The organism is Streptomyces sp. NPDC017202 (assembly GCF_044331705.1).
Lineage (GTDB): Bacteria > Actinomycetota > Actinomycetes > Streptomycetales > Streptomycetaceae > Streptomyces.
The window spans coordinates 811,898-837,565 of record NZ_JBIRNP010000001.1; the positions used below are offsets into that span (position 1 = coordinate 811,898).

Annotated in this window: 25 protein-coding genes and 1 pseudogene; 16 read left to right on the top strand and 10 right to left on the bottom strand. The window is 71.6% G+C overall.

The genetic code is table 11. The features are described 5' to 3' along the window. Nucleotides 1-99: 99 nt before the first annotated feature. Entirely contained in the window at nt 100-2,331 is a 2,232-nt protein-coding gene (locus ACH4N1_RS03395; protein WP_398094159.1) for an MMPL family transporter, read from the bottom strand. Nucleotides 2,332-2,505: 174 nt separating this feature from the next. Between ACH4N1_RS03395 and ACH4N1_RS03400 the strand changes: the two genes are divergently transcribed. From ACH4N1_RS03400 to ACH4N1_RS03410, 3 genes and pseudogenes are all read left to right on the top strand, one after another. Beyond that, nucleotides 2,506-3,198: a TetR/AcrR family transcriptional regulator gene (locus ACH4N1_RS03400; protein ID WP_398094160.1), complete on the top strand. Its 693-nt coding sequence runs from the start codon at nt 2,506-2,508 to the stop codon at nt 3,196-3,198. A 131-nt stretch (nt 3,199-3,329) separates the two neighbouring features. Continuing rightward, nucleotides 3,330-3,569 carry a heavy-metal-associated domain-containing protein gene (locus ACH4N1_RS03405; RefSeq protein WP_398094162.1) on the top strand — a complete coding sequence of 80 codons (240 nt, stop codon included), beginning with the start codon at nt 3,330-3,332 and terminating at the stop codon, nt 3,567-3,569. Nucleotides 3,570-3,732: 163 nt separating this feature from the next. After that, nucleotides 3,733-4,023, top strand: a pseudogene (locus ACH4N1_RS03410) (hypothetical protein); the annotation flags it as partial. A gap of 894 nt (nt 4,024-4,917) precedes the next feature. Here ACH4N1_RS03410 and ACH4N1_RS03415 read toward each other — a convergent pair. From ACH4N1_RS03415 to ACH4N1_RS03425, 3 genes are all read right to left on the bottom strand, one after another. Continuing rightward, nucleotides 4,918-6,216: a citrate synthase gene (locus ACH4N1_RS03415; protein WP_398094164.1), complete on the bottom strand. Its 1,299-nt coding sequence runs from the start codon at nt 6,214-6,216 to the stop codon at nt 4,918-4,920. Between the two features lie 198 nt (nt 6,217-6,414). Then, nucleotides 6,415-8,682: an ATP-dependent RecD-like DNA helicase gene (locus ACH4N1_RS03420; RefSeq protein ID WP_398094166.1), complete on the bottom strand. Its 2,268-nt coding sequence runs from the start codon at nt 8,680-8,682 to the stop codon at nt 6,415-6,417. A 115-nt stretch (nt 8,683-8,797) separates the two neighbouring features. After that, the gene (locus ACH4N1_RS03425; protein ID WP_398094168.1) at nt 8,798-9,421 is read right to left on the bottom strand and encodes a TetR/AcrR family transcriptional regulator; all 624 of its coding nucleotides are present in this window, start codon (nt 9,419-9,421) and stop codon (nt 8,798-8,800) included. Nucleotides 9,422-9,506: 85 nt separating this feature from the next. Here ACH4N1_RS03425 and ACH4N1_RS03430 point away from each other — a divergent pair, with 85 nt between their 5' ends. From ACH4N1_RS03430 to ACH4N1_RS03475, 10 genes are all read left to right on the top strand, one after another. Beyond that, nucleotides 9,507-10,199: an NAD(P)-dependent oxidoreductase gene (locus tag ACH4N1_RS03430; RefSeq protein WP_398094169.1), complete on the top strand. Its 693-nt coding sequence runs from the start codon at nt 9,507-9,509 to the stop codon at nt 10,197-10,199. Then, complete coding sequence (locus tag ACH4N1_RS03435) at nt 10,196-10,600, top strand: pyridoxamine 5'-phosphate oxidase family protein (protein WP_398094170.1); 405 nt, start codon at nt 10,196-10,198, stop codon at nt 10,598-10,600. Before ACH4N1_RS03430 ends, ACH4N1_RS03435 begins: the two co-directional genes overlap by 4 nt. Before the next feature lie 217 nt (nt 10,601-10,817). Continuing rightward, nucleotides 10,818-11,906 (top strand): LacI family DNA-binding transcriptional regulator, encoded by a 1,089-nt coding sequence (locus tag ACH4N1_RS03440; RefSeq protein ID WP_398094172.1) that lies wholly within the window; start codon nt 10,818-10,820, stop codon nt 11,904-11,906. Further along, nucleotides 11,903-13,453: a sugar ABC transporter ATP-binding protein gene (locus tag ACH4N1_RS03445; RefSeq protein ID WP_398094174.1), complete on the top strand. Its 1,551-nt coding sequence runs from the start codon at nt 11,903-11,905 to the stop codon at nt 13,451-13,453. The genes ACH4N1_RS03440 and ACH4N1_RS03445 overlap by 4 nt, the downstream gene beginning before the upstream one ends. Beyond that, nucleotides 13,443-15,392 carry a substrate-binding domain-containing protein gene (locus ACH4N1_RS03450; protein ID WP_398094176.1) on the top strand — a complete coding sequence of 650 codons (1,950 nt, stop codon included), beginning with the start codon at nt 13,443-13,445 and terminating at the stop codon, nt 15,390-15,392. The genes ACH4N1_RS03445 and ACH4N1_RS03450 overlap by 11 nt, the downstream gene beginning before the upstream one ends. Nucleotides 15,393-15,485: 93 nt before the next feature. Further along, nucleotides 15,486-16,403 carry a ribokinase gene (locus tag ACH4N1_RS03455; RefSeq protein ID WP_398094177.1) on the top strand — a complete coding sequence of 306 codons (918 nt, stop codon included), beginning with the start codon at nt 15,486-15,488 and terminating at the stop codon, nt 16,401-16,403. After that, nucleotides 16,400-16,789, top strand: coding sequence for a D-ribose pyranase (gene rbsD, locus ACH4N1_RS03460; protein ID WP_398094178.1), 390 nt, complete (start codon nt 16,400-16,402; stop codon nt 16,787-16,789). Before ACH4N1_RS03455 ends, rbsD begins: the two co-directional genes overlap by 4 nt. 189 nt (nt 16,790-16,978) lie before the next feature. After that, on the top strand, nt 16,979-17,200 hold the full coding sequence (locus ACH4N1_RS03465) for a type II toxin-antitoxin system VapB family antitoxin (protein ID WP_398094180.1): 222 nt from the start codon (nt 16,979-16,981) through the stop codon (nt 17,198-17,200). Continuing rightward, nucleotides 17,197-17,607: a PIN domain-containing protein gene (locus tag ACH4N1_RS03470; RefSeq protein WP_398094182.1), complete on the top strand. Its 411-nt coding sequence runs from the start codon at nt 17,197-17,199 to the stop codon at nt 17,605-17,607. Before ACH4N1_RS03465 ends, ACH4N1_RS03470 begins: the two co-directional genes overlap by 4 nt. Nucleotides 17,608-17,824: 217 nt before the next feature. Beyond that, complete coding sequence (locus ACH4N1_RS03475; protein WP_398094184.1) at nt 17,825-19,027, top strand: esterase/lipase family protein; 1,203 nt, start codon at nt 17,825-17,827, stop codon at nt 19,025-19,027. Between the two features lie 77 nt (nt 19,028-19,104). On the opposite strand, the gene ACH4N1_RS03480 is transcribed toward ACH4N1_RS03475, so the two are convergent. After that, nucleotides 19,105-19,353: a winged helix-turn-helix domain-containing protein gene (locus ACH4N1_RS03480; protein WP_363088390.1), complete on the bottom strand. Its 249-nt coding sequence runs from the start codon at nt 19,351-19,353 to the stop codon at nt 19,105-19,107. Between the two features lie 166 nt (nt 19,354-19,519). Here ACH4N1_RS03480 and ACH4N1_RS03485 point away from each other — a divergent pair, with 166 nt between their 5' ends. Both ACH4N1_RS03485 and ACH4N1_RS03490 read left to right on the top strand, forming a co-directional pair. Beyond that, entirely contained in the window at nt 19,520-19,738 is a 219-nt protein-coding gene (locus tag ACH4N1_RS03485; RefSeq protein ID WP_398094185.1) for a hypothetical protein, read from the top strand. Further along, on the top strand, nt 19,735-19,995 hold the full coding sequence (locus ACH4N1_RS03490) for a hypothetical protein (RefSeq protein WP_398094187.1): 261 nt from the start codon (nt 19,735-19,737) through the stop codon (nt 19,993-19,995). The genes ACH4N1_RS03485 and ACH4N1_RS03490 overlap by 4 nt, the downstream gene beginning before the upstream one ends. Nucleotides 19,996-20,107: 112 nt before the next feature. Here the strand turns inward: ACH4N1_RS03490 and ACH4N1_RS03495 are convergent, their stop codons facing one another. The 5 genes from ACH4N1_RS03495 to ACH4N1_RS03515 all read right to left on the bottom strand — a co-directional run bounded on the left by ACH4N1_RS03495 (nt 20,108) and on the right by ACH4N1_RS03515 (nt 24,237). Continuing rightward, on the bottom strand, nt 20,108-20,467 hold the full coding sequence (locus tag ACH4N1_RS03495) for a hypothetical protein (RefSeq protein ID WP_398094189.1): 360 nt from the start codon (nt 20,465-20,467) through the stop codon (nt 20,108-20,110). After that, a complete protein-coding gene (locus ACH4N1_RS03500) occupies nt 20,464-20,943 on the bottom strand; it encodes a hypothetical protein (protein ID WP_398094190.1) in 480 nt (159 codons plus the stop codon). Before ACH4N1_RS03500 ends, ACH4N1_RS03495 begins: the two co-directional genes overlap by 4 nt. A gap of 161 nt (nt 20,944-21,104) precedes the next feature. Then, complete coding sequence (locus ACH4N1_RS03505; RefSeq protein WP_398094192.1) at nt 21,105-21,938, bottom strand: sugar phosphate isomerase/epimerase family protein; 834 nt, start codon at nt 21,936-21,938, stop codon at nt 21,105-21,107. Continuing rightward, on the bottom strand, nt 21,935-23,089 hold the full coding sequence (locus ACH4N1_RS03510) for a dihydrodipicolinate synthase family protein (protein ID WP_398094194.1): 1,155 nt from the start codon (nt 23,087-23,089) through the stop codon (nt 21,935-21,937). Before ACH4N1_RS03510 ends, ACH4N1_RS03505 begins: the two co-directional genes overlap by 4 nt. After that, a complete protein-coding gene (locus tag ACH4N1_RS03515; RefSeq protein WP_398094196.1) occupies nt 23,086-24,237 on the bottom strand; it encodes a Gfo/Idh/MocA family protein in 1,152 nt (383 codons plus the stop codon). The genes ACH4N1_RS03510 and ACH4N1_RS03515 overlap by 4 nt, the downstream gene beginning before the upstream one ends. Nucleotides 24,238-24,563: 326 nt before the next feature. Here ACH4N1_RS03515 and ACH4N1_RS03520 point away from each other — a divergent pair, with 326 nt between their 5' ends. Continuing rightward, on the top strand, nt 24,564-25,610 hold the full coding sequence (locus ACH4N1_RS03520) for a LacI family DNA-binding transcriptional regulator (RefSeq protein WP_398094197.1): 1,047 nt from the start codon (nt 24,564-24,566) through the stop codon (nt 25,608-25,610). The last annotated feature ends 58 nt before the right edge of the window (nt 25,611-25,668 follow it).

Sequence of the window (25,668 nt, forward strand, 5' to 3'; positions counted from 1 at the left end):
GGTGGGTGGAGGCCGGTCTCACCGGGCCGGCCCTGCGGAAGCTGATCGCGCCGGGCCGGGTCCGCTTCTGCGGCTGCGCCGTGGTTCGAGCGGGAGCCTCTAGCCGCGCGCTCCCACCACGTCCGGCTCCAGGTCCGGCTCCGGGTCCGGCTCCCGGTCCCCGGCCGGGGCCGGCTCTCCCTCGCTGAGGCCGAACCGCTGGTGGAACCTGCGCAGCGGGGCCGGCGCCCACCAGGTGGCCCTGCCGGTGAGGCGCATGATGGCCGGCACCAGCAGGCTGCGGACGACCATCGCGTCCATCAGGACCGCGAGGGCGATGCCCAGCCCGAGCATCTTGGTGTTGGTGACCCGCGAGGTGCCGATCGCGACCATCACGACGGCCAGGATGACCGCCGCCGCCGTGATCAGACCGCCCGTGCGCTGCAGGCCCAGCCGGACCGCCCCCTCGTGGTCGCCGCTGCGGTCGTGCTCCTCCTTGATGCGGGAGAGCAGGAACACGCCGTAGTCCATGGAGAGGCCGAAGGCCACGCAGAACATCAGGACCGGCAGGGTCGTCTCGATGGAGCCGGTGCCGGTGAAGCCGAGCAGGCCGGAGAGGTGGCCGTCCTGGAAGACCCACACCACGGCACCGAACATCGCGGTCAGGCTGAGCGCGTTGAGCAGGACGGCCTGGACCGGTATCAGCACGCTGCCGGTCAGGAGGAACACCAGGAGCAGGGTGACCACGGTGATGAAGACCGCCGCCAGGGGAAGCCGGCCGCCTATCGCGTCCTTGGAGTCGACCAGCACGGCGGCGGCGCCGGTCACCTTGGTGTCGAAGGGGGCCCCGGTGGCGCGCAGGTCGCCCACCAGCCGCTGGGCGGCGTCGTCGACGGCCTCGCCCTCGGGCTGCACCGTGAAGTACGCCGAGTCGCCGTTCACCAGCGGACCGTCCACGCGCGCGACTTCCGGGAGAGCGGCGACGCGTTCCTTGTAGGCGGCGTACTCGGCCTGTGTGGCCCTGCCCTCGGCGAGGACCTCCAGGCCGCCGCCGGGGGTGCCGGGGAAGCCGTCCCTGAGGTGCTGCTGCACGACGTGGGACTCGGCGGAGGAGGGCAGCTGACGGTCGTCGGCGGTGCCGAACTTCACGCCCAGGAAGGGCAGTCCGAGCAGCACGAGGACGGCCGTCGTGCCCAGCGCGAAGAAGGGGGCGCGGCGCATGACGAGGATCGCCGCGCGCCCCCAGGCCGTGCCGGCGTCCGGGCCAGGGCCGGCGTCCTTCGCCCGCCCGCGCCGGAACAGGCGGCGCAGGTCGAGGGAGTCGACCCGGTGGCCGAGCAGGATCAGGGCCGCCGGGAGCAGGATCAGCGCGGCGGCCGCGGCGAGCAGGACGACCGCGATGCCGGCGTAGGCGAAGGAGCGCAGGAAGTACTGGGGGAAGACGAGCATCGCGGCCAGCGAGACCGCGACCGTGAGCGCGGAGAACAGCACGGTGCGGCCGGCCGTGCGCAGGGTGGTGCCGATGGCGGCCGTCGGGTCGGCGCCGCCGGAGAGTTCCTCGCGGAAGCGGCGGACGATGAACAGGGCGTAGTCGATGGCGAGGCCGAGGCCCAGGGCGGTCGTGAGGTTCATCGCGAAGACGGAGACGTCGGTGAACTCCGTGAGGCCGGCGAGGACCGCGTTGGTGCCGAGGATGGCGACGATGCCGATGCCGAGCGGCAGCAGGGCGGCGACCGCGCTGCCGAAGACCATCACCAGCAGCACGAGTGTGACCGGCAGGGCGATGATCTCGGCGCGGGTGAGATCCTCCTGGATGATCGTCTGCATCTCGTGCCGCACGGCCACGGCGCCGCCGATCCTGACCTCCAGCGGGCCCCGGGTGCCACGGTAGGAGGGGGCGATGCGGTCGAGGGTCTCGCCCATGGTCTTCTCGTCGCCCGTGATGCGGGCGGCGATCACCGCCTCGTGGCCGTCCTCCGCGCGCAGGGCGGGTGTCCTGGTCAGCCAGTAGGAGCCGACGCCCACGACGCCTTCCTCGGCCGACAGCCGCTCGGTGAGGCGGGTGGCCTCGGCGGCGACGGCCGGGGCGTCGACAAAGGCGCGGCCGGAGTCGACGAGCAGCAGCAGATTGGGCTGGGAGCCGGGGAACTCGCGCTCCAGGGCCTTGGTGGCGTAGGTGGACTCGGCGTCCGGGTCCTCCCAGCCGCCGCTGCCCAGTCTGTCGGCGACCCCGCTGCCCGCCAGCACCGCGAGCACGGTCAGCACCAGGGCGGCGAGCAGTGACAGCCCGGGCCGGGCTGTCACGAAGCGGGTCCAGCCCCCGACCCGCGGTGGGCGGTTGACTTCGGTCATCGTGCGGTGTCCCCTCAGCATGATTGGACGTGACCCGTGCCGACATGAGCAGGCAGCATGGGTCACCACTGCCATAGACTGACAAACACGAGACATCGCTCGCGTTTCACCGGAACCAGAATGTGAGCGGTCACTCGTGTTTGTCAATCGCGTTCGGATAGCTGGGGAAAACTCGTGCCCGACACCGCCGAGAACCAGGCGAAGGAACAGCCGGAGAACCGGGCGAAGGAACAGCCGCGCCGCCGACAGGCCCGCGGCGAGCGCCGGATCGCCCAACTCCTCGAGGCCGCCGCCTCGGTCTTCTGCACCACCGGCTACACGGCCGCGAGCACCAACGCCATCGCCCGCGAGGCCGGGGTCTCCCCCGGCACGCTCTACCAGTTCTTCCCGAACAAGGAAGCGATCGCCATCGAGCTGGGCGACCGGCTGATGCACGAGATGCGCGACGCCTACGGCGAGGCGCTCGCCCCGGTGGACCCCGCGACCCCCCTGGAGGAGGCAGTCGGCGCCGCCGTCGACCGGTTCATCGCCTTCAACTGCGACCACCCGGTGTTCTTCGCCCTCATGCACGGCCCCGACATCCCCGGCCGCATCGCCGAGGAGCACGACGCACTGCACGCCACCCTGCTCGCCCGGGTCGAGGGACTGCTCTCCTCGCTGCTGCCCGACACCTCCCCCGCCGACCTCTCCCGCACCGCGCAGATGTGCCTGGGCCTGTACAAGGCGGGCCTGGAGCTGGTCCTCGGCCACGAGGGCGCCGAGCGGGAGGCGTATGTCCGGGAGCTGAAGAACGTCCTCGTCCGCTACCTCGAACCACTGGTCGGCGAGCGCCTCGGCCGCGGCGGGGCACCGGCGGGGCGCCTTTGAGAAATACCCCCCAGGGGTATAACGTGGGCGGAGTGGAGGCCCTCCAGGACCACCTCGGCCGGTCTGCGGCCGGCCCGCGTCGGGCCCGCGGCCGACCACCCAGCCCACCCGCCTCGACGAGGAGTAACGAGATGACCGCCCACACCGACACTCCGGGAACCGTCACCGCCGTCTATCAGGTGAGCGGCATGAGCTGCGGCCACTGCGAGGGCGCCGTCTCCGGCGAGATCTCCCGGCTTCCCGGCGTCACCTCGGTGAAGGCCGTCGCCTCCACCGGCGAGGTCACCGTCGTCTCCGCCACCGCACTGGACGACGAGGCCGTGCGCGCCGCCGTCGACGAGGCCGGCTTCGAGCTGGCCGGCCGCGCCTGAGCCGTTCCCCGACAGCGGGCCGTGGCGACCGGTGTTCACCGGTCGGCACGGCCCGTTCCGCTCCCTGGCGTCACGGACACGTCCAGCACCACCCTCACGAACCCGGCCGTCTCCGGGCACCCCGGGGACCGCGAGCCGTCGGCACCGTGGCGGCGTTCGGCCGGTCGCTGCGGGCGCTGCCCCTGGGCGGCGCGGGCACGTCCGGCATGCGGCACCCCTTCGAGCCGGTCGTCTCCGGCCGTCCCGGCGAACCCCGGCCGTCATCAAGGGCAACCCTGTGCGGGCCTTCGGCCACAACGCGGCCGCACTGCCGCCGGCCGCGACCGGGCCGCTCGACCCGATGCCCGCCGGGGCTGCGACGGCCTTCTCGTCCGCGTTCGCGGTGACGAACAGTTTGCGGCTGCGGACGCTCCTCCGACGGGGAACGAAGCACCGGGAAGTTACCGGCGATTAGGACCAAGTCGAGACCACGGCCCCCCTGGAGTCCGGCGCGAGCCTCACATAAGCTCTTCACAAGGCTCGCGCATCATCCTTACGCTTGGGCCTCGATCGCCGTATCCGGGCTCTTGCGTATCTAACGGGACATACGCAAGAGACACAGATCACAGTGATGTGAACGTAACCATCGAAGGGGTTCGACGGTCTAAGTTGGCGATGTCAGGAAGCGTCTTGGGGGGCGCGGACTGGCATCTGGGGATGTCTTGGGGGACTTCTCCAGAGATGCGTTGCCGGGGCACGCACACCGGGAAGCTTTGAGCGGCCCTCCCAGCGTGCGCTGTCCCGGCAGACCGCACACGGCAGGAGTACGACGAGTCCCGCTCGTTCCGCTCGACTCCGGCCGCACGACAATCACATACGGCATCAGCGAATTCAGGCGCTGTGTCCTCCAGACGCCCGGCCGGATCCCGTGGGGGGAATCCGCACCGGGACATGGGAAGGCGCCCTGGTCGTCGGCCCGTGGGGGGACCGACGCACCAGGGCGCCTTCTTCATGCCCGCCGGGCCGTGCGGCGCGTACGGGGCTGCCCTTTCGGACAGCCCCTCGGCCGTGCGCCCGCGCGACCCGGGCAGCGGGGCACCGGAGAGAGGCACCCCGCGCCGACAGGTGTCAGCGCTCGCCGCCGGAAGCCGTCAGCGCTCCTCGACCGGGACGAAGTCACGCTCGACGACGCCCGCGGCTGTACTGCCCCGGGGGACAACCCCCGGACCCCCGGCCGGACCCGCAAGCCACCCGCGCCCCTGCCGAAAGGCCCCGCCGGCCAAAGCCGAGCAGACGCGACCCGGGCAGCCGGGGCACCGGAAAGAGGCACCCCGCGCCGACAGGTGTCAGCGCTCGCCGCCGGAAGCCGTCAGCGCTCCTCGACCGGGACGAAGTCACGCTCGACGATGCCCGTGTAGATCTGGCGCGGGCGGCCGATGCGAGAGCCCGGCTCCTTGATCATCTCGTGCCACTGGGCGATCCAGCCCGGCAGGCGGCCGAGGGCGAACAGGACCGTGAACATCTCGGTCGGGAAGCCCATGGCCCGGTAGATCAGGCCGGTGTAGAAGTCGACGTTCGGGTAGAGGTTGCGCGAGACGAAGTAGTCGTCGGAGAGCGCGTGCTCCTCCAGCTTGAGCGCGATGTCCAGCAGCTCGTCGGACTTGCCGAGGGCGGAGAGGACGTCGTGGGCCGCGGCCTTGATGATCTTCGCGCGCGGGTCGAAGGACTTGTACACCCGGTGGCCGAAGCCCATCAGGCGGACGCCGTCCTCCTTGTTCTTCACCTTGCGGATGAAGGAGTCGACGTCGCCGCCGTTGGCCTGGATGCCCTCGAGCATCTCCAGGACGGACTGGTTGGCGCCGCCGTGCAGCGGGCCCCACAGGGCGTTGATGCCGGCCGAGATCGAGGCGAACATGTTGGCCTGCGAGGAGCCGACCAGGCGGACCGTGGACGTCGAACAGTTCTGCTCGTGGTCCGCGTGCAGGATCAGCAGCTTGTCGAGCGCGGAGACGACGACCGGGTCCAGGTCGTACTCCTGCGCGGGGACCGAGAAGGTCATGCGCAGGAAGTTCTCGACGTAGCCGAGGTCGTTGCGCGGGTAGACGAACGGGTGACCGATCGACTTCTTGTAGGCGTACGCCGCGATCGTCGGGAGCTTGGCGAGCAGACGGATCGTCGAGAGGTTGCGCTGCGTCTCGTCGAACGGGTTGTGGCTGTCCTGGTAGAACGTGGACAGCGCGGACACCACCGACGACAGCATGGCCATCGGGTGGGCGTCGCGCGGGAAACCCTTGTAGAAGTTCTTGACGTCCTCGTGCAGCAGGGTGTGCTGCGTGATGTCGTTCTTGAAGACGGTGAGCTCGTCGACGGTCGGCAGCTCGCCGTTGATCAGCAGGTACGCGACCTCGAGGAAGGTCGACCGCTCGGCCAGCTGCTCGATCGGGTAGCCGCGGTACCGGAGGATGCCCTGTTCGCCGTCGAGGTAGGTGATGGCGGATTTATAGGCGGCGGTGTTGCCGTAGCCGCTGTCCAGGGTCACGAGACCGGTCTGGGCGCGGAGCTTCCCGATGTCGAAGCCCTTGTCGCCGACGGTGCTGTCGATCACCGGGTAGGTGTACTCGCCGTCGCCGTACCGCAGTACTACAGCGTTGTTGGTGTGCTCGCTCACGTCATCCCTCACCGACGTTGTGCCTCTTCTTCGAGGTTGCCCTGACTGTCTCTACCATCCCCCATTTGGCGCATGAGAGTGCACTCGGGGTCGGCCATTGGGCTTATCGACGGCACTCAGTGCCGCCAACTTGCTCATCCTGCCGCCTCCGTCACGGTTGCGGAAGAGCTCTGTGACCTTCGTGACTCATTTGATCGATCATTTTCCGCGCCCGCCCGCGAGCCGGAAGTCGAGGGCGGTGCAGCGGCGGCCCGCCGACACCGTGCGCACCGCCTGGCCGATCGCCTTGCGGGAGCCGACGAGGACGACCAGCCCCTTGGCGCGGGTGACGGCCGTATACAAAAGATTCCGCTGGAGCATCATCCATGCTCCGGTGGTGACGGGGATCACCACAGCGGGATATTCGCTGCCCTGGGAACGGTGGATCGTCACCGCGTAGGCGTGGGCCAGCTCGTCCAGTTCGTCGAATTCATAGGGCACTTCCTCGTCCTCGTCGGTGCGCACGACGAGGCGCTGGTCGACCGGATCGAGCGAGATGACCACGCCCACGGTGCCGTTGAAGACCCCGTTCTCCCCCTTGTCGTAGTTGTTGCGGATCTGGGTGACCTTGTCGCCGACACGGAAGACCCGGCCGCCGAACCGCTTCTCGGGGACGTCGGGCCGGCCGGGGGTGATGGCCTGCTGGAGCAGTCCGTTGAGGGCGCCGGCGCCGGCCGGGCCGCGATGCATGGGTGCGAGGACCTGGACGTCCCGGCGGGGGTCGAGGCCGAACCTGGCCGGAACGCGACGGGCGGCCACGTCGACCGTGAGCCGGCCCGCCTCCTCCGTGTCGTCCTCGACGAAGAGGAAGAAGTCCTTCATTCCGTCGGTGAGCGGGTGCTGTCCCGCGTTGATCCGGTGCGCGTTGGTCACCACGCCGGACTGCTGCGCCTGGCGGAAAACACGCGTCAGACGCACGGCGGGGATCGGGCCGCCGTCGGCCAGCAGATCGCGCAGCACCTCACCGGCGCCGACACTGGGGAGCTGGTCGACGTCACCGACGAAGAGGAGATGGGCGCCCGGCGGGACCGCCTTCACCAGCTTGTTGGCCAGCAGCAGGTCCAGCATCGAGGCCTCGTCGACGACCACCAGGTCGGCGTCCAGCGGGCGGTCGCGGTCGTACGCCGCGTCGCCGCCGGGCTTCAGTTCGAGGAGGCGGTGGACGGTGGAGGCCTCGGCGCCGGTCAGCTCGGCCAGGCGCTTGGCGGCGCGGCCGGTGGGGGCGGCGAGCACCACCTTGGCCTTTCTGGCGCGGGCCAGTTCGATGATCGAGCGGACCGTGAAGGACTTGCCGCAGCCGGGTCCGCCGGTGAGGACGGCGACCTTCTCGGTCAACGCGAGCTTGACGGCGGCCTCCTGCTCGGGGGCGAGGTCGGCTCCGGTACGGGCGCGCAGCCAGGACAGCGCCTTGTCCCACGCCACGTCACGGAAGCCCGGCATGCGGTCCGCCTCGGTGCGCAGGAGGCGCAACAGCTGAGCGGACAGGGAGAGTTCGGCCCGGTGGAAGGGGACCAGATAGACCGCCGTGACGGGTTCCGCACTGCCGTCCGGGCCCGGCACCCGCTCCCGTACGACACCGGGGTCCTCGCCCTCCTCGGCGGGCGCCGCGAGTTCGGCGAGGCAGTCGATGACGAGGCCGGTGTCCACCTGCAGCAGCTTCACCGCGTCGGCGATCAGCCGCTCCTCGGGCAGATAGCAGTGGCCCTGGTCGCTGGACTGGGACAGCGCGTACTGCAGGCCGGCCTTGACGCGCTCGGGGCTGTCGTGCGGGATGCCGACGGACTGGGCGATCCGGTCGGCGGTGAGGAAGCCGATGCCCCAGACGTCGGCGGCGAGCCGGTAGGGCTGGTTCCTGACGACGGAGATGGAGGCGTCGCCGTACTTCTTGTAGATGCGGACCGCGATCGACGTCGACACCTCGACGGTCTGGAGGAAGAGCATGACCTCCTTGATCGCCTTCTGCTCCTCCCAGGCGTCGGCGATCTTCTTCGTGCGCTTCGGGCCGAGGCCGGGCACCTCGATCAGGCGCTTCGGCTCCTCCTCGATGATCTTCAGGGTGTCCATGCCGAAGTGCTGGGTGATGCGGTCGGCGAAGACCGGGCCGATGCCCTTGACCAGCCCTGATCCCAGGTAGCGGCGGATGCCCTGGATGGTGGCGGGCAGCACGGTCGTGTAGTTCTCGACCGTGAACTGCTTGCCGTACTGCGGGTGGGAGCCCCAACGGCCCTCCATCCGCAGGGACTCGCCGACCTGGGCGCCGAGCAGGGCGCCGACGACCGTCAGGAGGTCGCCGCCGCCCCGGCCGGTGTCGACGCGGGCGACCGTGTAGCCGTTCTCCTCGTTCGCGTACGTGATGCGTTCCAGCACGCCTTCCAGCACGGCCAGTCGCCGTTCCTCCGCCTGGGAGGCTCCCGCCTGAGTGGACATGATCCGACGGTAGCGCCGAGGTGTGACATCACGGGCGCCGGTCCGGCATCGGGACCGGTGGCCGCCGGGCCGTTCCGGCAGCCGACCGGCCCCGGCGGGCCGTCGCGACGGCCGGCTAGCCCCGGCGGGCCGTCGCGGTGGCCGGCGCGGAGCGTGGCCTCGGGGACAGGGCCGCGCGCAGCGCCGGGGTCAGGACGCGGCGGGCCTCGGACGGGGTGAGGGCGGCGTGGGTGGGGAGCGGGTTGAGGTAGCGGGTGTAGATGAGGCCGCCCAGGATCGTCACCGCGGCCGTGGCGCGGGCGGTCGCGTCCCGGCCGCCGAGGAATTCAACGAGCCGGGCCAGCAGCTCGTGCTCCAGGTACTCGCGGATCACCTCGGCGGCCTCCTCGCCCTGAGCGCTCAGCTGGACGAAGCCGGCGTCCTCCCACAGGCGGGTCACCGCGTCGATCAGGCGGTCGGGGAGGGTGGCCGGGTCGCCGCCGAGGACGTCGTCCACCGCCAGTGCGTTGGCGCACTGGAACTGCATCACGTCCGCGAACAGGCCCTTCTTCGAGCCGAAGTGGTAGGCGATCAGCGCGGGGTCGACCCCGGCCGCCCCGGCCACCGCGCGCAGGGTGGTGCGCCGGTAGCCGCTCCGGAGGAAGAGGTCACGGGCCGCCGTGACGATCGACTCGCGGGTCGGCGGGTTGCCGCGGGGACGGCCTCGGGTGCGGGCGGGGGCGGGGCCGGAGTTATTCATCGGCGTTGAGCCTGCGAGCCGCGATCCGCACAGTCAAGGGCGTTCCCGGCACCACACGCACCACACGAAGGGATGACCCGACATCATGCGCATCGCAGTCCTCGGCGCCAACGGGCCGACCGGCCGCCACCTCACCGATCAGGCCCTCGCGGGCGGCCACGAGGTCGTCGCCGTGACCCGCCGTCCCGGCTCCCTGACCCCGCGGCCGGGCCTGGCGGTGGCCGTCGCCGACGCCACCGACCAGGCGGCCGTGGAGGCCGCGATCGACGGGGCCGACGCCGTCCTCTCCACGGTGGGCACGACCTTCGGCAAGCAGACCGTCACCACGTACTCGGCGAGCGCGACCGTCGTCACCGCCGCGATGGCCCGCCGGGGCGTCGGACGGCTGCTCGTCGTCAGCTCCAACATGATGGACCCGCACTGGCGTCCCACCGGCGCGCACTTCTTCAACCACGTGCTCGACCCGCTGGTGGCCCGACGCCTCGGCCGCACCCTCCACGCGGACATGCGCCGCATGGAGGACGTGATCCGCGGGACGGACCTCGACTGGACCCTCGTACGGCCCTCGGGTCTCTTCGACCATCCCGTCGTCACGGACTACCTCACCTCCGAGACCAGCGCCGACGGCGTCTTCACCGCCCGTGCCGACCTCGCCGCCGCCATGCTGCGCGAGCTGGAGGAGGGGCGGTACGTCCGCACGGCCATGGGTGTCGTCACGACGGCCGTGAAGCCGAACGTCGTCAAGCTGATCTGGAACGAGGGCGTGAAGAAGAAGTGAGCCGGGCGACCGCCGAACTCACGCCCGCGGCAAGGGCGTTCCTCACCCGGCCCGACACGGCCGCCTTCACCACCCTGCGGCCCGACGGCACCCCGCACGTCACCCCCGTCCGCTTCACCTACGACACGGCGGCCGGCCTGGCCAGGGTGACGACCCGCGCCGGAGCCCGCAAGGCCCGCAACGTGGCGGCGGGCGGCCCGGCGGCCCCCGTCGCGCTCTGTCAGGCGGACGGTCTCCGCTGGGTCACCCTCGAAGGCCGGGCCGTCGTCACCGACGACCCGGAGCGCCTGGCCGAGGCGGTCCGCCGCTACGGCGTCCGCTACCGCATGCCTCCGCCCGTCCCGCCGGACCTGGTCGTCGTCGAGATCACCGTCGCCCGCGTCCTGAGCCTGAACCTGTGAGCCCGCCGCCCTGAGCCCCGGCACCGTGCGCACCGGTACGGCCTCTTCGCCCCTCGCGTTCGTCGGAGGGTGACGGCCCGGCAGCGGCCGGCCGGTGCGCGACCGGCCCCGCGCGTGACATCACGATCCGGTCTCGGGTCTTGCGCGCCGCTCGTGTAATCGATTCCAATCCTCCGTGACGCACATGTAAACGATTCCACAAGGAGGTGGAGCGGCGATGGCGAGCATCAAGGACGTCGCGGCCGGGGCGGGCGTTTCCGTCGCCACGGTGTCGCGTGTCCTGAACGACCATCCGTCGGTCAGCGAAGACGCACGCACGCGCGTGCTGGCCGCCGTCGAGGCCCTGGGCTACCGCCCGAACGCCGTCGCCCGGTCGCTGCGCACCGACCAGACCCGCACCCTCGGCCTGGTCATCAGCGACGTGATGAACCCCTACTTCACCGAGCTGGCCCGCTCCGTCGAGGAGGAGGCCCGCGCACTCGGCTACAGCGTCATCATCGGCAACGCCGACGAACGGCCCGACCTCCAGGACCACCACGTACGGACCCTGCTGGACCGCCGGATCGACGGTCTGCTCGTCTCCCCCACCGACGGCGGCTCGCCGCTGATGCTGGAGGCCGCGCGCGCGGGGACCCCGATGGTGTTCGTCGACCGGTGGATACCGGGCGTGGACGTGCCGGTCGTCCGGGCCGACGGACGGGCCGCCGTACGGGACCTGGTGGCGCACCTGCACCGGCTGGGGCACCGCCGGCTCGCGATCATCGCGGGCCCGGCCGCCACCACCACCGGCAGCGAGCGCGTCGAGGCGTTCCGCGAGGCCCTGGGCGCCTGCGGCATCGACCTCCCGGACGCCTACATCGGGCAGGGCGACTTCCAGGCCGAGAGCGGCCGGCGGGTCACCGAGGGCTTCCTCGACCTGCCCGAGCCGCCCGAGGTCGTGTTCGCCGCCGACAACCTGATGGCGCTGGGCGCGCTGGACGCCGTACGCGCGCGTGGGCTGCGGGTTCCCGACGACATCGCGCTCGCCGCGTTCGACGACATCCCGTGGTTCGTGCACACCGACCCCCCGGTCACCGCCATCGCCCAGCCCACGGGCGAGCTGGGCCGCGCGGCCGTACGCGCGCTGGTCGACCGGATCGAGGGGCGGACCCCGCGGTCCGTCACCCTCCCCGCCCGCCTGGTCGTGCGCCGCTCGTGCGGCGAGACGGACGAGACGGGCCGGACGGGCAACACCGGCGGCAACGGCGAGACCGTCAGCAACGGCGGCACCGGCGAGAACTCAGCAAGGAACAGGAGCCAGTCGTGAGCAACGCGGACGAGTTGCTGCGCATCGAAGGCATACGCAAGACCTTCCCCGGGGTGGTCGCGCTCGACAGCGTCGACTTCGACCTGCGGCGGGGCGAGGTGCATGTGCTGCTCGGTGAGAACGGCGCGGGCAAGAGCACCCTCATCAAGATGCTCTCCGGCGCCTACACGCCCGACGCCGGGCGGATCCTGGCCGGTGGCGAGGAGGTGCGCATCCACGGGGCGCAGGACTCCGAGCGCCTCGGGATCGCCACCATCTACCAGGAGTTCAACCTCGTCCCCGACCTGACGGTCGCCGAGAACATCTTCCTGGGGCGCCAGCCGCGCCGGTTCGGGATGATCGACCGCAAGCGGATGGAGGCCGACGCGGCCGTCCTGCTGGAGCGGGTAGGCGTCACCGTGTCGCCCCGCACGCGGGTGCGCGAACTGGGCATCGCACGCCTGCAGATGGTCGAGATCGCCAAGGCGCTGAGCCTGGACGCGCGCGTGCTGATCATGGACGAGCCTACGGCCGTGCTCACCTCCGAGGAGGTCGAGAAGCTCTTCGCGATCGTGCGCAGGCTGCGCGAGGACGGCGTGGGCATCGTGTTCATCACCCACCACCTGGAGGAGATCGCGGCGCTGGGAGACCGGGTCACGGTCATCCGGGACGGCAGGAGCGTCGGGCAGGTCCCGGCGTCCACGCCCGAGGACGAGCTGGTACGGCTGATGGTGGGCCGTTCCATCGAGCAGCAGTACCCGCGCGAGCGCGCCGAGGCCGGTGCCGCCCTGCTGTCCGTCGAGGGGCTGACGCGGGACGGTGTCTTCCACGACGTCAGCTTCGAGGTGCGGGCCGGCGAGGTCGTCGGTGTGGCGGGGCTGGTCGGCGCGGGCCGTACCGAGGTGGTACGGGCCGTCTTCGGGGCGGACCCCTACGACCACGGGGCCGTGCGGGTGGCGGGCGCGCGGCTGCCCCGCCACGACGTGACCGCGGCCATGGCGGCCGGGATCGGGCTGGTGCCGGAGGACCGCAAGGGGCAGGGGCTGGTGCTGGACGCCTCCGTCGAGGAGAACCTCGGCCTGGTCACCCTGCGTTCGGCCACCCGTGCCGGGCTCGTCGACCTCAAGGGGCAGCACGAGGCCGCGGGCCGCATCGCCGGTCAGCTCGGCGTGCGCATGGCCGGGCTCGGCCAGCAGGTGCGCACGCTGTCCGGCGGCAACCAGCAGAAGGTCGTCATCGGCAAGTGGCTCCTGGCGGACACCAGGGTGCTGATCCTCGACGAGCCGACGCGCGGCATCGACGTCGGCGCCAAGGTGGAGATCTACCAGCTGATCAACGAGCTGACGGCCGCCGGGGCCGCCGTCCTGATGATCTCCAGCGACCTGCCCGAGGTGCTCGGCATGAGCGACCGGGTGCTGGTGATGGCCCAGGGCCGGATCGCCGGCGAACTCCCGGCGGGCGAGGCCACCCAGGACGCGGTGATGGCACTCGCCGTGAGCACCCCTGCACCCTCTACGCCCCCTACCACCCCTACGACCACTGAAGTGGAGGCCGGCCGTGGCCGCTGACACGCTCAAGAGCACGACGGGCGCCGGTGGCGGCGCCGCGGCGGTGCGCCGCCTGCTGCTCGACAACGGGGCGCTCACCGCGCTCATCGTCCTCGTCATCGCCATGTCGGCGCTGTCGGGCGACTTCCTGACGACGGACAACCTGCTCAACGTGGGTGTCCAGGCGGCCGTGACCGCCATCCTCGCCTTCGGCGTGACCTTCGTGATCGTCTCGGCGGGCATCGACCTGTCGGTCGGCTCGGTGGCGGCGCTGTCGGCCACCGTCCTCGCCTGGAGCGCCACCTCGCACGGCGTGCCGGTCGTCCTCGCGGTCGTGCTGGCCGTCGCCACCGGCATCGCGGCCGGCCTGGTGAACGGTTTCCTCATCGCCTACGGCAAACTGCCGCCGTTCATCGCGACGCTCGCCATGCTGTCGGTGGCGCGCGGTCTGTCGCTGGTGATCTCCGAGGGCTCCCCGATCGCCTTCCCCGACTCCGTCTCGCACCTCGGGGACACGCTCGGCGGCTGGCTGCCGGTGCCCGTGCTGGTCATGGTCGTCATGGGCCTGATCGCCGCGTTCGTCCTGGGCCGCACCTACATCGGCCGCTCGATGTACGCCATCGGCGGCAACGAGGAGGCCGCTCGCCTGTCCGGGCTGCGGGTGAAGAAGCAGAAGCTCGCCATCTACGCGCTGTCGGGCGTGTTCGCGGCCGCGGCGGGCATCGTGCTCGCCTCCCGGCTGTCCTCCGCGCAGCCGCAGGCCGCCGACGGCTACGAGCTGGACGCGATCGCCGCGGTCGTCATCGGCGGCGCCTCCCTGGCGGGCGGCACGGGCAAGGCGTCCGGCACCCTGATCGGCGCGCTGATCCTGGCCGTGCTGCGCAACGGCCTCAACCTGCTGTCGGTGTCGGCGTTCTGGCAGCAGGTCGTCATCGGTGTCGTCATCGCGCTGGCCGTGCTGCTGGACACCGTGCGCCGCAAGGCCGGGGCGACCCCGGTGGCCGCCGGGACGGGCGGCGGCAAGGGCCGGCAGGCGGCGACGTACGGGCTCGCCGCGGTCGTCACCGTGGCGGTGGTCGGCGCGACCTCCTTCCTGCACAACGGGTCGTCGTCGACGGCGAACCCGAAGGTCGGCCTCGCCCTGTCCACCCTCAACAACCCGTTCTTCGTGCAGATCCAGTCGGGCGCGAAGGCCGAGGCGAAGAAGCTGGGCGTCGACCTGACCGTCACCGACGCGCAGAACGACGCCTCGCAGCAGGCCAACCAGCTCCAGAACTTCACCAGTTCCGGCTACGACGCGATCGTCGTCAACCCGGTGGACTCCGACGCGGCCGGTCCGGCCGTGCGCGCCGCCGACAAGGCGGAGATCCCGGTCGTCGCGGTCGACCGCGGAGTCAACAAGGCGGCCACGGACACCCTCGTGGCCTCCGACAACGTGGCCGGCGGTGAACTCGCCGCCAAGACCGTCGCCGAGAAGCTCGGCGGCACCGGCAAGATCGTGATCCTCCAGGGCCAGGCGGGCACCTCCGCGGCCCGCGAGCGCGCCGAGGGCTTCGCGAAGGGCCTGAAGGCCTACCCCGGCATCCGGGTGCTGGCCCAGCAGCCGGCCGACTTCGACCGCACCAAGGGCCTCGACGTGATGTCGAACCTGCTCCAGGCCCACCCGGACGTCCAGGGCGTCATCGCCGCCAACGACGAGATGGCGCTCGGCGCGATCAAGGCGCTCGGCTCCAAGGCCGGCAGGTCCGTCCAGGTCGTCGGCTTCGACGGCACGCCTGACGGCCTGACCGCGGTCGGGAACGGCACGCTGTACGCGTCCGTGGCGCAGCAGCCCTCGGAGCTGGGCAGGATCGCCGTGGACAACGCGCTCGAGGCACTGCGGGGCAAGAAGGTCGCGGAGACGGTGAAGGTGCCGGTGAAGGTGGTCACGAAGGAGAACGTGGCCGGCTTCGGCGGCTGACATTCGGCAAGTGGGCGGGGCGGGCGGGCGGCCGGGGAACCGGGGTCCGTCCGCCCGCCCCACGTCGCGTACGACGTACGCAGGGGAGTTCTCATGTACGACTACGACCTTCTGGTCGTGGGGTCGGCCAACGCCGACCTGGTGATCGGCGTCGAACGGCGCCCGGCGGCGGGCGAGACGGTCCTCGGCTCGGACCTGGCCGTCCACCCGGGCGGCAAGGGCGCCAACCAGGCGGTCGCGGCCGCCCGTCTCGGCGCCCGCACGGCGCTGCTGGCCCGGATCGGCGACGACGCGTACGGCCGGCTGCTGCTGGAGTCGCAGCGGGCGGCCGGGGTGGACACCGTGGGTGTGCTGGTGGGCGGGGCGCCGACCGGGATCGCGCTGATCACGGTGGACCCGTCGGGCGACAACAGCATCGTGGTGTCCCCGGGCGCGAACGGGCGTCTGACACCGGACGACGTGCGCGCCGCGGCCGGCCTGTGCCACGCCTCCCGCGTGGTGTCGGCGCAGCTGGAGATCCCGCTGGAGACGGTCGTGGAGGTCGTACGGAACCTGGCTCCGGACAGCCGCTTCGTGCTGAACCCGTCGCCGCCGCGTCCGCTGCCCGCCGAGGTGCTGGCGGCCTGCGACCCGCTGATCGTCAACGAGCACGAGGCGAAGGTCATCCTCGGGGAGACGGAGGCAGGGGACGCGGAGGCCGGGGACCGGCCCGAGGACTGGGCGCGGGCGCTGCTCGCGAAGGGACCGAAGTCGGTGGTGGTGACGCTGGGTGCGGCGGGCGCGCTGGTGGCGTCGGCGGAGGGCGTGGAGCGGGTGGCGGCGGTGAAGGTCGACGCCGTGGACACGACCGGGGCGGGCGACTCCTTCACGGCGGCGCTGGCGTGGAAGCTGGGCGCGGGGTCCTCGCTCGCGGAGGCCGCGGCGTACGCGGCGCGGGTGGGGGCGGTGGCCGTGACGCGGCGGGGCGCGCAGGAGTCGTTCCCCACGGCGTCGGAGGTCGATGCCCTGTGAGGAAGGCCGGAATCCTGAACCGTCATCTCGCGGGCGCGCTGGCCGAGCTGGGCCACGGGCACGGGGTGCTGGTGTGCGACGCGGGCATGCCGATCCCGCAGGGCCCGCGCGTCGTGGACCTCGCCTTCCGGGCGGGGATCCCCTCCTTCGCGGAGGTGGTGGAGGGCCTGCTGGCCGAGCTGGTCGTGGAGGGCGCGACGGCGGCGGCCGAGGTACGGGAGGCGAACCCGGCGGCGGCCGACCTGCTGGACGCGCACTTCCCCGTCCTGACCCTGGTCCCGCACGAGGAGCTGAAGAGGCTGTCGTCGGGGACCCGCCTGGTGGTGCGAACGGGCGAGGCCCGGCCGTACGCGAACGTGCTGCTGCGGTGCGGGGTGTTCTTCTGACCGGGTGAGATGTCGGTGCCGGAACGCTTGGAGGGGCTCGGCCGGTCGGCCGGGCCCCTCGGCCTTCTCCTTGCGCCGCCAGAGCGCCCGCGCTCCTCCAGGGCCGGGAACCGTTTCCAGAGGTGGATCCATGAATGTTGGTGCCATACTCTTCTATGTACATAACCAACATCTCGTAGGAGGTGCGGTATGTCCGTGACCCAGATCGACATCGACGACGACGCCCTGGAACGCGCCATGGCTCTGTCCAAGGTCAGGACCAAGAAGGAAGCGGTCAATCTCGCCCTGCACTTCTACGCCGAGCAGCAGGAGCGCGCGGCGCGCATCAGCCGTCACTTCGAGCGTGCGCGTGACTGGGGGGCCGTCGAGGACGCCGAGCGTCTGCACCGGGCGGAGAAGCACGACCGGTGATCTACCTGCTCGACACGTCCGCCCTGGTCCGACTGCTCCGTGACCCCGGACTGCAATCGGCGTGGTACGACGCGATCGACGCCGGCAGCATCGGATCCTGCTACGTCCAGCGCGCCGAATTCCTCCACAGCGCCCGGAACGGACGCGAGTACGACGAGATCGCGGAGATGTTCACCGATCTCTACCCCGACGTGTCGGTACCGAAGAACGCAGGACGTTGGATCGGCGCGGTGCAACACCGCATGGCCCGGGCAGGGGAGCACCGCAGCGCCTCCGCGGTGGACCTCGTCATCGCCGCCACCGCGGCCCACCACGGCCTGACCGTCCTCCACGACGACGCCGACTACCGCGCTGTCGCCCGGCACGCATCCGACCTGGCCGAGCACAACGTCCACGACATCGTCTGACGGGCGACCGGACGAGGTGCCGGAAGGCTTCGAGGGGCTCGGCCGGTCGGCCGGGCCCCTCCGTCCGATCTGGCCTTCGGCACATGCCAGGCGCATCAAACACAGGCACCCAAGAGTCCACCTGTTGTGATGAAACCAGCAGGTCAGAGCAGCTTTCTGCACGATTCGGCCGTCATGATGGCGTGGTCTCCCCACCCTCCTCACGAGGAGTACGACCATGTCCGAAACCACCGAGCCCAACGTCGGTACGTTCACCCTCGCCGACCCGCTGACCACCGAGCCCCCCAACCCGGTCGCGGTACCGGAACACGGGGAATGGCAACTGCCGAACGGCTTCGCCTGGGTCTTCCCCGGTGAGGGCAACAACGGTCTCGTCCGGCCCGTCATCATGGCCGACGGCTTCAACCTCGGCCGCAGCGAACTGGACAAGCTCTACCAGGGGCTGGAGGGCGGCTATCCGTTCGTCTCCGAGCTGCGCCGGCGCGGCCGGGACGTGATCCTCCTCGGCTTCGAGGAGCGCAGCGCGTCCATCCTGGACAACGCCCAGGCGGCCGAGGCCGCCGTCATGCGGGCCATCGCCGAGCAACTGGGCGACGCCCGTCTGGTCGTCGGCGGCTTCAGCATGGGCGGCATCGTCACCCGCTACGCCCTGGCCAAGATGGAGATGCAGCGGATGGACCACCGCACCGCGCTGTACTTCTCCTACGACACCCCGCACCGCGGCGCCTCCGTCCCCGTCGGGGTGCAGGCGTTCTCGCACTTCATCCCGTTCCCGAACAGCTTCGCGAAGCAGATGAACAGCCCGGCCGCGCGCCAGATGCTGTGGCGGCACTACGACAAGGACACCGGCAAGATCGGGGTCGCCCCGGAGCGCACGGAGTTCCTGGACGCCCTGAACCGGGTCGGCGGCTGGCCGCGGATCCCGAGGACGATCGCCGTCGCCAACGGCCGCGCCGACGGGGTCGGCCTGCCCGACGTGAAGCCCGGCGAGGTCGCACTGCGGATCGACAAGATCTACCCCGGCACCACCTTCTACACCCAGGACCAGGGCGCCGACGTGACGGCCGCCTACCTGAACCGGCGCTTCCCCAAGGCCGAGAAGACCATCACCACCAGCGACTTCCCGGAGCTGGACGGCGCGCCGGGCGGCACGCTGCACACGTACAAGATCCTCGCCGACGCGATGCGCAAGCTCGGCGGCACGGTCGACCTGCGGCACGAGGAGATCTGCTTCGTCCCGTCGGTGAGCGCGGTGGCCGTCCGCGACATCGAGACGCAGAAGGACCTGTACACGAACATCGACGACCTCGCGCCGGAGGAGAGCGAGCTGGACGACTACCTCTGCTCGTCCACGACCACCGCGCACACGGCCATCACCGAGGAACTCTGCACCTGGCTGACGGACCGGCTGCCCGACTGACCCGACACCTCGCGTCGAGCACCACCGGGGCCGCCCGTCCGCTCACATCCTGCGGAGGGCGGCCCCTTCACGCGGGTTCACGCGGGCGGCAGGGGGTCGGAGACGAACGACCCTCGGGCGCGCACGGTCACGACGAGCCCCCTGTCCCGCAGGATGTCCAGGGCGCGGCGGACCGTGCCCGGACCGACCTTGTGCTCGTGCGTCATGGTCAGTTCGCCCGGCAGCCGCGTGCCCGGCGGGTACTCACCGGAACGGATCTTCCGCTCGATGATCGCGGCGAGCTGTTCATAGACGTACTGCGGTGAATCGGGGCTGATCTTGTCCACCCGTTGACCGTATGCCGCTACCTTCCACCGCGCATTACTTAGTACTACTACCAACCACTACCTACTACTACCCTCTGCGCGGTACAGTCCCGGGGAACGAAGACGCCCCGGCGGGAAGGTGGAAGCTTCCGTGCCGGGGCTGAGCCGACTGACAAGGAGTCGACCTGTGCGCAGCCTACTTGCCGCGATCCTGAGCCTCTTCCTGCCGCCCCGCGGAGCGCACCGCGCCCTCGACCCGTTCCCGTTCGCGGCCGCCCCCGCTCAGCGGCCCACCCGGACGCGCCCGCGCCCCGCGGACGTGATCCTCGTCGACGGCCTGCCCCTGGTGCGGCCGTACCTCGCCGCCCTGGGCCAGGACCACGTCCCGGCGGAGGCCGCCGCGTGAGCGCGCGGCGCTTCCGCAGCCTCGGCGTCGACCCCGCCACCGGCAGGGAGGCGTTCGTGGACGCGCGCCCCGGCGGTGTGCTGGAGGAGCTGGCCGACACACACGCCCTGAAGGCCGCCGCCGTCCTGGTGACGGTCGTCGGGGCCGTGCTGGAGGGAGGCAGATCGTCGGACACCGAACTCGCCGCCTTCGTACCGTCGCTGCACGCGGCGCTCGAGGAATGCGTGGGGATCATGGCGGCGGACCGGGGGCGGTGACGTGGACGGGGGGGGGGGGGGGGGGGGGGGGGGGGGGGGGGGGGGGCGGGCGCCCCCCCCCCCCCCCCCCCCCCCCCCCCCCCACGACCCGCTTTCACTCGGTGGTGCGGGATCAGCTTCGATCCGTGGCTCGCGGGTGCCCCGTGCCCGCGAAGGTGATCCTGCAGGTGTCACGGGTCGCGTCCAGGAGGTACCGGACGCGGCCGCCGCCGGTCACCTCGATCTGCCACTGCTCGCAGATCTGTCCGCGGTGTGCACCGTGCGCCAGACCGCCCTTGAGTCGGTGGTGCCGGGGTGTCTCGGTGGCCGGCCTGGGGGCGGTGCGCATGGTGACCCAGGCTCGGTAGGTGTTCTCGCGGGCCTGTTGGGCGAGGTTCTCCCAGCCTTTGGCCGAGGCCGCGTCCGCGAAGCGGACTTCCCAGTGGCCTTCTGGCGCCGGGGGCGCGGCGCGGTCGCCGCGGCCCGCGGTCATACGACGTCCCGCGGGTCCGGCACCGGACCGTAGTCCTCGCCGTGATCCCGGGTCAGCGCGGTCAGCAGATCCGGGTCGGAGTAGACCTCGGCGGTGTGCTGCCAGGCGATGAGCAGCTGGGCGACGGACGCGCTGTTGCCGATCGAGTCGGCGGCGCGCATGGTGTCGACCAGTTCGACGGCGAAGGCGTGCAGGTCGGGCTCGGGCAGGAAACGGACCCACGGGAAGGCGTCCGGCAGTATGTCGAGGAGCAGTTCCGTGCCGCCGGGCTCCCGGCGCGCCATCGCGGCCAGCATCCGGGTGGCCGCCGACACCACGGTCTGGTCCTGCTCGGCCCGCGCCGCGGTGGTGAGGACCAGGTCCTCACCGTCCCTGCGGTGCAGGAGCAGTCTCGGTGATTTCTGGAGCCGGGCCAGCGTCTGCTTGTTCTTGTTCACCAGCTCGGAGAAGTTCACGGCCGCACTCTCGGTACCCATGACTTTGAAAGTACTTCGAAGTTCGCTTCGGCGCTATCACCCGGAAGAGGGGCGAAGACCGGCCGCGGAGAGGGAGCGCTGACGTGGCGGGGCCGCCGGGCACCGGAACCACTCCGGCGCCCGGCGGTCCCCGGACGGTACGAGCGGCCCGCAACCGTCGCTCAGAGGGTCAGGTTCTCGGTGAACCGCCGCGCCGTCTCCGCCAGTACCTCCCGTCCGTCCCGTGCCCACAGCGCGTCGTTGAAGAGTTCCACCTCGATCGCGCCGGTGTAGCCGGCCGCCTCCACGTGGGCCTGCCACTCGCGCATGTCGATCGCGCCGTCGCCGATCTGGGCGCGGCCGTTGAGGACGCCCTCGGGCAACGGGGTGGTCCAGTCGGCCAGTTGGAAGGTGTGGATGCGGCCGCCCGCGCCGGCCCGGGCGATCTGGGCGGGAGCCTGGTCGTCCCACCAGATGTGGTAGGTGTCGACCGTGACGCCCACCTGGTGGGCGGGGAAGCGTTCCGCGATGTCCAGGGCCTGGGTGAGCGTCGAGACGACGCAGCGGTCGGAGGCGTACATGGGGTGGAGGGGCTCGATGGCCAGTCTCACCCCGTGGTCCTCGGCGTAGGGGCCGAGCTCCGCCAGCGCGTCCGCGATGCGTTCCCGGGCGCCGTGCAGGTCCTTGGAGCCGGGCGGGAGGCCGCCCGAGACCAGGACCAGCACCTCGGTGCCCAGGGTGGCCGCCTCGTCGATGGCCCGGCGGTTGTCGGCCAGGGCCGCCGTGCGTTCGTCCGGGTCGACGGCCGTGAAGAAGCCGCCGCGGCACAGCGTCGTCACCGTCAGGCCGGCGTCGCGGACCAGCTTGGCCGTCTCCTCGACGCCGTACGCCTGGACCGGTTCGCGCCACAGGCCGACGTTGCCGACGCCCAGGTCGGTGCAGGCCGCCACCAGTTCGGGGAGCGACAGCTGCTTCACGGTCATCTGGTTGATGCTGAAGCGCTCGAGACCGGTCACTGGGTCACCCCGTACAGGGCGAGCAGGTTCTTCATGCGTTCCTCGGCCAGCTTCGGGTCGGGGAACAGGCCCAGGCCGTCGGCGAGTTCGTAGGCGCGGGCGAAGTGGGGCAGGGAGCGGGCGGACTGGAGGCCGCCGACCATCGTGAAGTGGGACTGGTGGCCGGCCAGCCAGGCCAGGAACACCACGCCCGTCTTGTAGAAGCGGGTCGGGGTCTGGAAGAGGTGGCGGGAGAGGTCGACCGTGGGGTCCAGCAGGGAGTGGAAACCGCTCACGTCGCCGGTGTCCAGGACGCGGACCGCCTCCGCCGCCAGCGGGCCGAGCGGGTCGAAGATGCCGAGCAGGGCGTGGCTGAAGCCCTGCTCGTCGCCCGCGATCAGCTCGGGGTAGTGGAAGTCGTCGCCGGTGTAGCAGCGGACGCCGTCCGGCAGGCGGCGGCGCAGGTCGACCTCGCGCCGGGCGTCCAGCAGGGAGACCTTGATGCCGTCCACCTTGTCCGGGTGGGCGGCGATGACCTGGAGGAACACCTCCGTCGCCGCGTCCAGGTCCGGCGAGCCCCAGTAGCCCTCCAGCGCCGGGTCGAACATGGGGCCCAGCCAGTGCAGGATCACCGGCTCGGCGGACTGGCGCAGGAGGTGGCCGTAGACGTCGAGGTAGTCCTCGGGGCCGTCGGCGGCCGCGGCCAGCGCGCGGGACGCCATCAGGATGGCCTGGGCGCCACAGGCCTCGACGAGGGCGAGCTGCTCCTCGTAGGCCGCGCGGACCTCGGCCAGGGACGCCGGGCCGGTGAGCTGGTCGGTGCCGACACCGCAGGCGATCAGGCCGCCGACCGCCTCGGCCTCGGCGGCGGAGCGGCGGATCAGCTCGGCCGCGCCCGCCCAGTCCAGGCCCATGCCGCGCTGGGCGGTGTCCATCGCCTCGGCGACGCCGAGCCCGTGGGACCACAGGTGGCGGCGGAAGGCGAGGGTGGCGTCCCAGTCGACGGCGGCGGGAGAGTCGGGGGACACGTCGGCGTACGGGTCCGCGACGACGTGTGCCGCGGAGAAGACCGTACGGGAGGTGAAGGCGCTGCCGGTGGTGACGGCGAGGGGTTCCGTGCGGGGTTCGTAGGTCCGCAGGGTCCCCCGGGAGTCGGGGAGCCGGATGGTCACAGCGCGATCTCCGGGACGTCGAGGCGGCGGCCCTCCGCGGAGGACCTCAGGCCCAGCTCGGCGAGCTGGACGCCGCGGGCTCCGGCCAGGAGGTCCCAGTGGTAGGGGGCGTCGGCGTAGACGTGCTTGAGGAACAGCTCCCACTGGGCCTTGAACCCGTTGTCGAAGTCGCCGTTGTCGGGGACCTCCTGCCACTGGTCGCGGAAGACCTCGGTGGCCGGGATGTCGGGGTTCCAGACCGGCTTGGGGGTGGCGGAGCGGTGCTGGACGCGGCAGTTGCGCAGACCGGCGACGGCCGAGCCCTCGGTGCCGTCGACCTGGAACTCCACCAGTTCGTCGCGGTTGACGCGGACCGTCCAGGAGGAGTTGATCTGGGCGATGGCGCCGCCGTCGAGTTCGAAGATGCCGTAGGCGGCGTCGTCGGCCGTCGCGTCGTAGGGCTTGCCGTTCTCGTCCCAGCGCTGCGGGACGTGGGTGGTGGCGATGGCCTGGACGGACTTCACGCGGCCGAACAGCTCGTGCAGGACGTACTCCCAGTGCGGGAACATGTCGACGACGATGCCGCCGCCGTCCTCGGCGCGGTAGTTCCACGAGGGGCGCTGGGCGTCCTGCCAGTCGCCCTCGAAGACCCAGTAGCCGAACTCGCCGCGCACGGACAGGATCCGGCCGAAGAAGCCGCCGTCGATCAGGCGCTTCAGCTTCAGCAGGCCCGGCAGGAACAGCTTGTCCTGGACGACGCCGTGCTTGATGCCCGCGGCGGCGGCCAGCCGGGCGAGTTCGAGGGCGCCGTCGAGGCCGGTGGCGGTGGGCTTCTCGGTGTAGACGTGCTTGCCGGCCGCGATCGCCTTGCGGATCGCCTCCTCGCGGGCGGAGGTGACCTGGGCGTCGAAGTAGATGTCGACGGCCGGGTCGGCGAGGACCGCGTCGAGGTCCGTCGAGACGTGCTCCAGACCGTGCTTCTCGGCAAGCGCGTTCAGTACGTGTTCCCGGCGTCCGACCAGGATCGGCTCCGGCCACAGCACGGTGCCGTCGCCGAGGTCGAGGCCGCCCTGCTCGCGCAGGGCCAGGATGGAGCGGACCAGGTGCTGGCGGTAACCCATGCGCCCGGTAACGCCGTTCATGGCGATACGCACCGTCTTGCGTGTCACGTCGGTCCCTTCTTAGGCGTTGTACGCGGCGTCGTGCGCGGCGGTGCCCGCAGCGTCGCGCGCGTCTCGTACGCGGGTGTGCGCGCCGCGTACGCCTTGGCACTGATCAGCGTCACAGCAAGCGCTTTCTATATGAGAAGAAGCTAGCCTCTGACCGGTGGTCCGGACAAGACCGTGTCCGTCCCGAGTTGTTCGAGGGGGCGAACAACTCGGGCGCGGGGCCGTAAGGTCTGCTCGACACGCCCGGAACCAGGCACGCGAGTCCGCTGTCTACCAGGGCGAACGACGACGACGTACGACGAGATGCGTGACCGGAGGACGACGAGATGACGGTGACCCTGGCGGACGTGGCGGCCCGCGCGCAGGTCTCGCCCGCGACGGTGTCGCGCGTACTGAACGGGAACTACCCCGTTGCCGCGTCGACCCGGGAACGGGTCCTGCGGGCCGTGGACGAGCTGGACTACGTGCTCAACGGTCCCGCGAGCGCGCTCGCCGCGGCCACCTCCGACCTGGTGGGCATCCTGGTCAACGACATCGCCGACCCCTTCTTCGGCATCATGGCGAGCGCGATCCAGGGCGAGATCGGCGGGCCCGGCGGGCGCGCCGGCGGCGAACGGCTCGCGGTGGTCTGCAACACCGGGGGCACGCCCGAGCGCGAGCTGACCTACCTGACGCTGTTGCAGCGGCAGCGGGCCGCGGCCGTCGTACTGACCGGCGGGGCCATGGAGGACGGGCCGCACGCCGCCGCGGTGGCGGCGAAGCTGCGCAAGCTGACCGAGGCCGGCACCCGGGTCGTGCTGTGCGGGCGGCCGCCCGCGCCCGACACCGGGGCGATCGCGCTCACCTTCGACAACCGCGGCGGCGGCCGGGAACTCACCGAGCACCTCATCGGGCTCGGCCACCGGCGGCTCGGCTACATCGCGGGCCCGGAGGAGCGCACCACCACCCGGCACCGGCTGGAGGGCCACCGGGCGGCACTGGCCGCGGCCGGCATCGAGGAGGACCCCCGCTGGACGGTCCACGGCCGCTACGACCGGCGGGCGGGCTACGAGGCCACGCTGGAGCTGCTGCGGCGGGACCCGGCACTGACCGCCGTGGTCGCGGCGAACGACTCCGTCGCGCTCGGCGCGTGCGCGGCCCTGCGGGAGTCCGGCCTGCGCATCCCGGAGGACGTGTCCGTGGCCGGCTTCGACGACCTGCCCTTCAGCATCGACGTGGTGCCCGCGCTCACGACGGTACGGCTGCCGCTGGCCGAGGCGGGGGCGCGGGCGGGCCGGATCGCCATGGGGCGGGAGGAACCGCCGCCCGGGGGGATCGCCGTGGTGCGGGGGGAGTTGATGGTGCGGGGGTCCTCGGGAGTACCGCGGGGCTGAGGAACGGGGGCGAGAGGGCTGGAAGGGGACGGCGGGCCGGGGGCGCGGGGCCGTGGGA

Excerpts from the sequence above, each read along its gene's own strand:
- ACH4N1_RS03395 (WP_398094159.1), bottom strand. The coding sequence starts at position 2,331 with ATGACCGAAGTCAACCGCCCACCGCGGGTCGGGGGCTGGACCCGCTTC.
- ACH4N1_RS03405 (WP_398094162.1), top strand. The coding sequence starts at position 3,330 with ATGACCGCCCACACCGACACTCCGGGAACCGTCACCGCCGTCTATCAG.
- ACH4N1_RS03420 (WP_398094166.1), bottom strand. The coding sequence starts at position 8,682 with ATGTCCACTCAGGCGGGAGCCTCCCAGGCGGAGGAACGGCGACTGGCC.
- ACH4N1_RS03425 (WP_398094168.1), bottom strand. The coding sequence starts at position 9,421 with ATGAATAACTCCGGCCCCGCCCCCGCCCGCACCCGAGGCCGTCCCCGC.
- ACH4N1_RS03430 (WP_398094169.1), top strand. The coding sequence starts at position 9,507 with ATGCGCATCGCAGTCCTCGGCGCCAACGGGCCGACCGGCCGCCACCTC.
- ACH4N1_RS03440 (WP_398094172.1), top strand. The coding sequence starts at position 10,818 with ATGGCGAGCATCAAGGACGTCGCGGCCGGGGCGGGCGTTTCCGTCGCC.
- ACH4N1_RS03455 (WP_398094177.1), top strand. The coding sequence starts at position 15,486 with ATGTACGACTACGACCTTCTGGTCGTGGGGTCGGCCAACGCCGACCTG.
- ACH4N1_RS03465 (WP_398094180.1), top strand. The coding sequence starts at position 16,979 with ATGTCCGTGACCCAGATCGACATCGACGACGACGCCCTGGAACGCGCC.
- ACH4N1_RS03475 (WP_398094184.1), top strand. The coding sequence starts at position 17,825 with ATGTCCGAAACCACCGAGCCCAACGTCGGTACGTTCACCCTCGCCGAC.
- ACH4N1_RS03495 (WP_398094189.1), bottom strand. The coding sequence starts at position 20,467 with ATGACCGCGGGCCGCGGCGACCGCGCCGCGCCCCCGGCGCCAGAAGGC.
- ACH4N1_RS03500 (WP_398094190.1), bottom strand. The coding sequence starts at position 20,943 with ATGGGTACCGAGAGTGCGGCCGTGAACTTCTCCGAGCTGGTGAACAAG.
- ACH4N1_RS03520 (WP_398094197.1), top strand. The coding sequence starts at position 24,564 with ATGACGGTGACCCTGGCGGACGTGGCGGCCCGCGCGCAGGTCTCGCCC.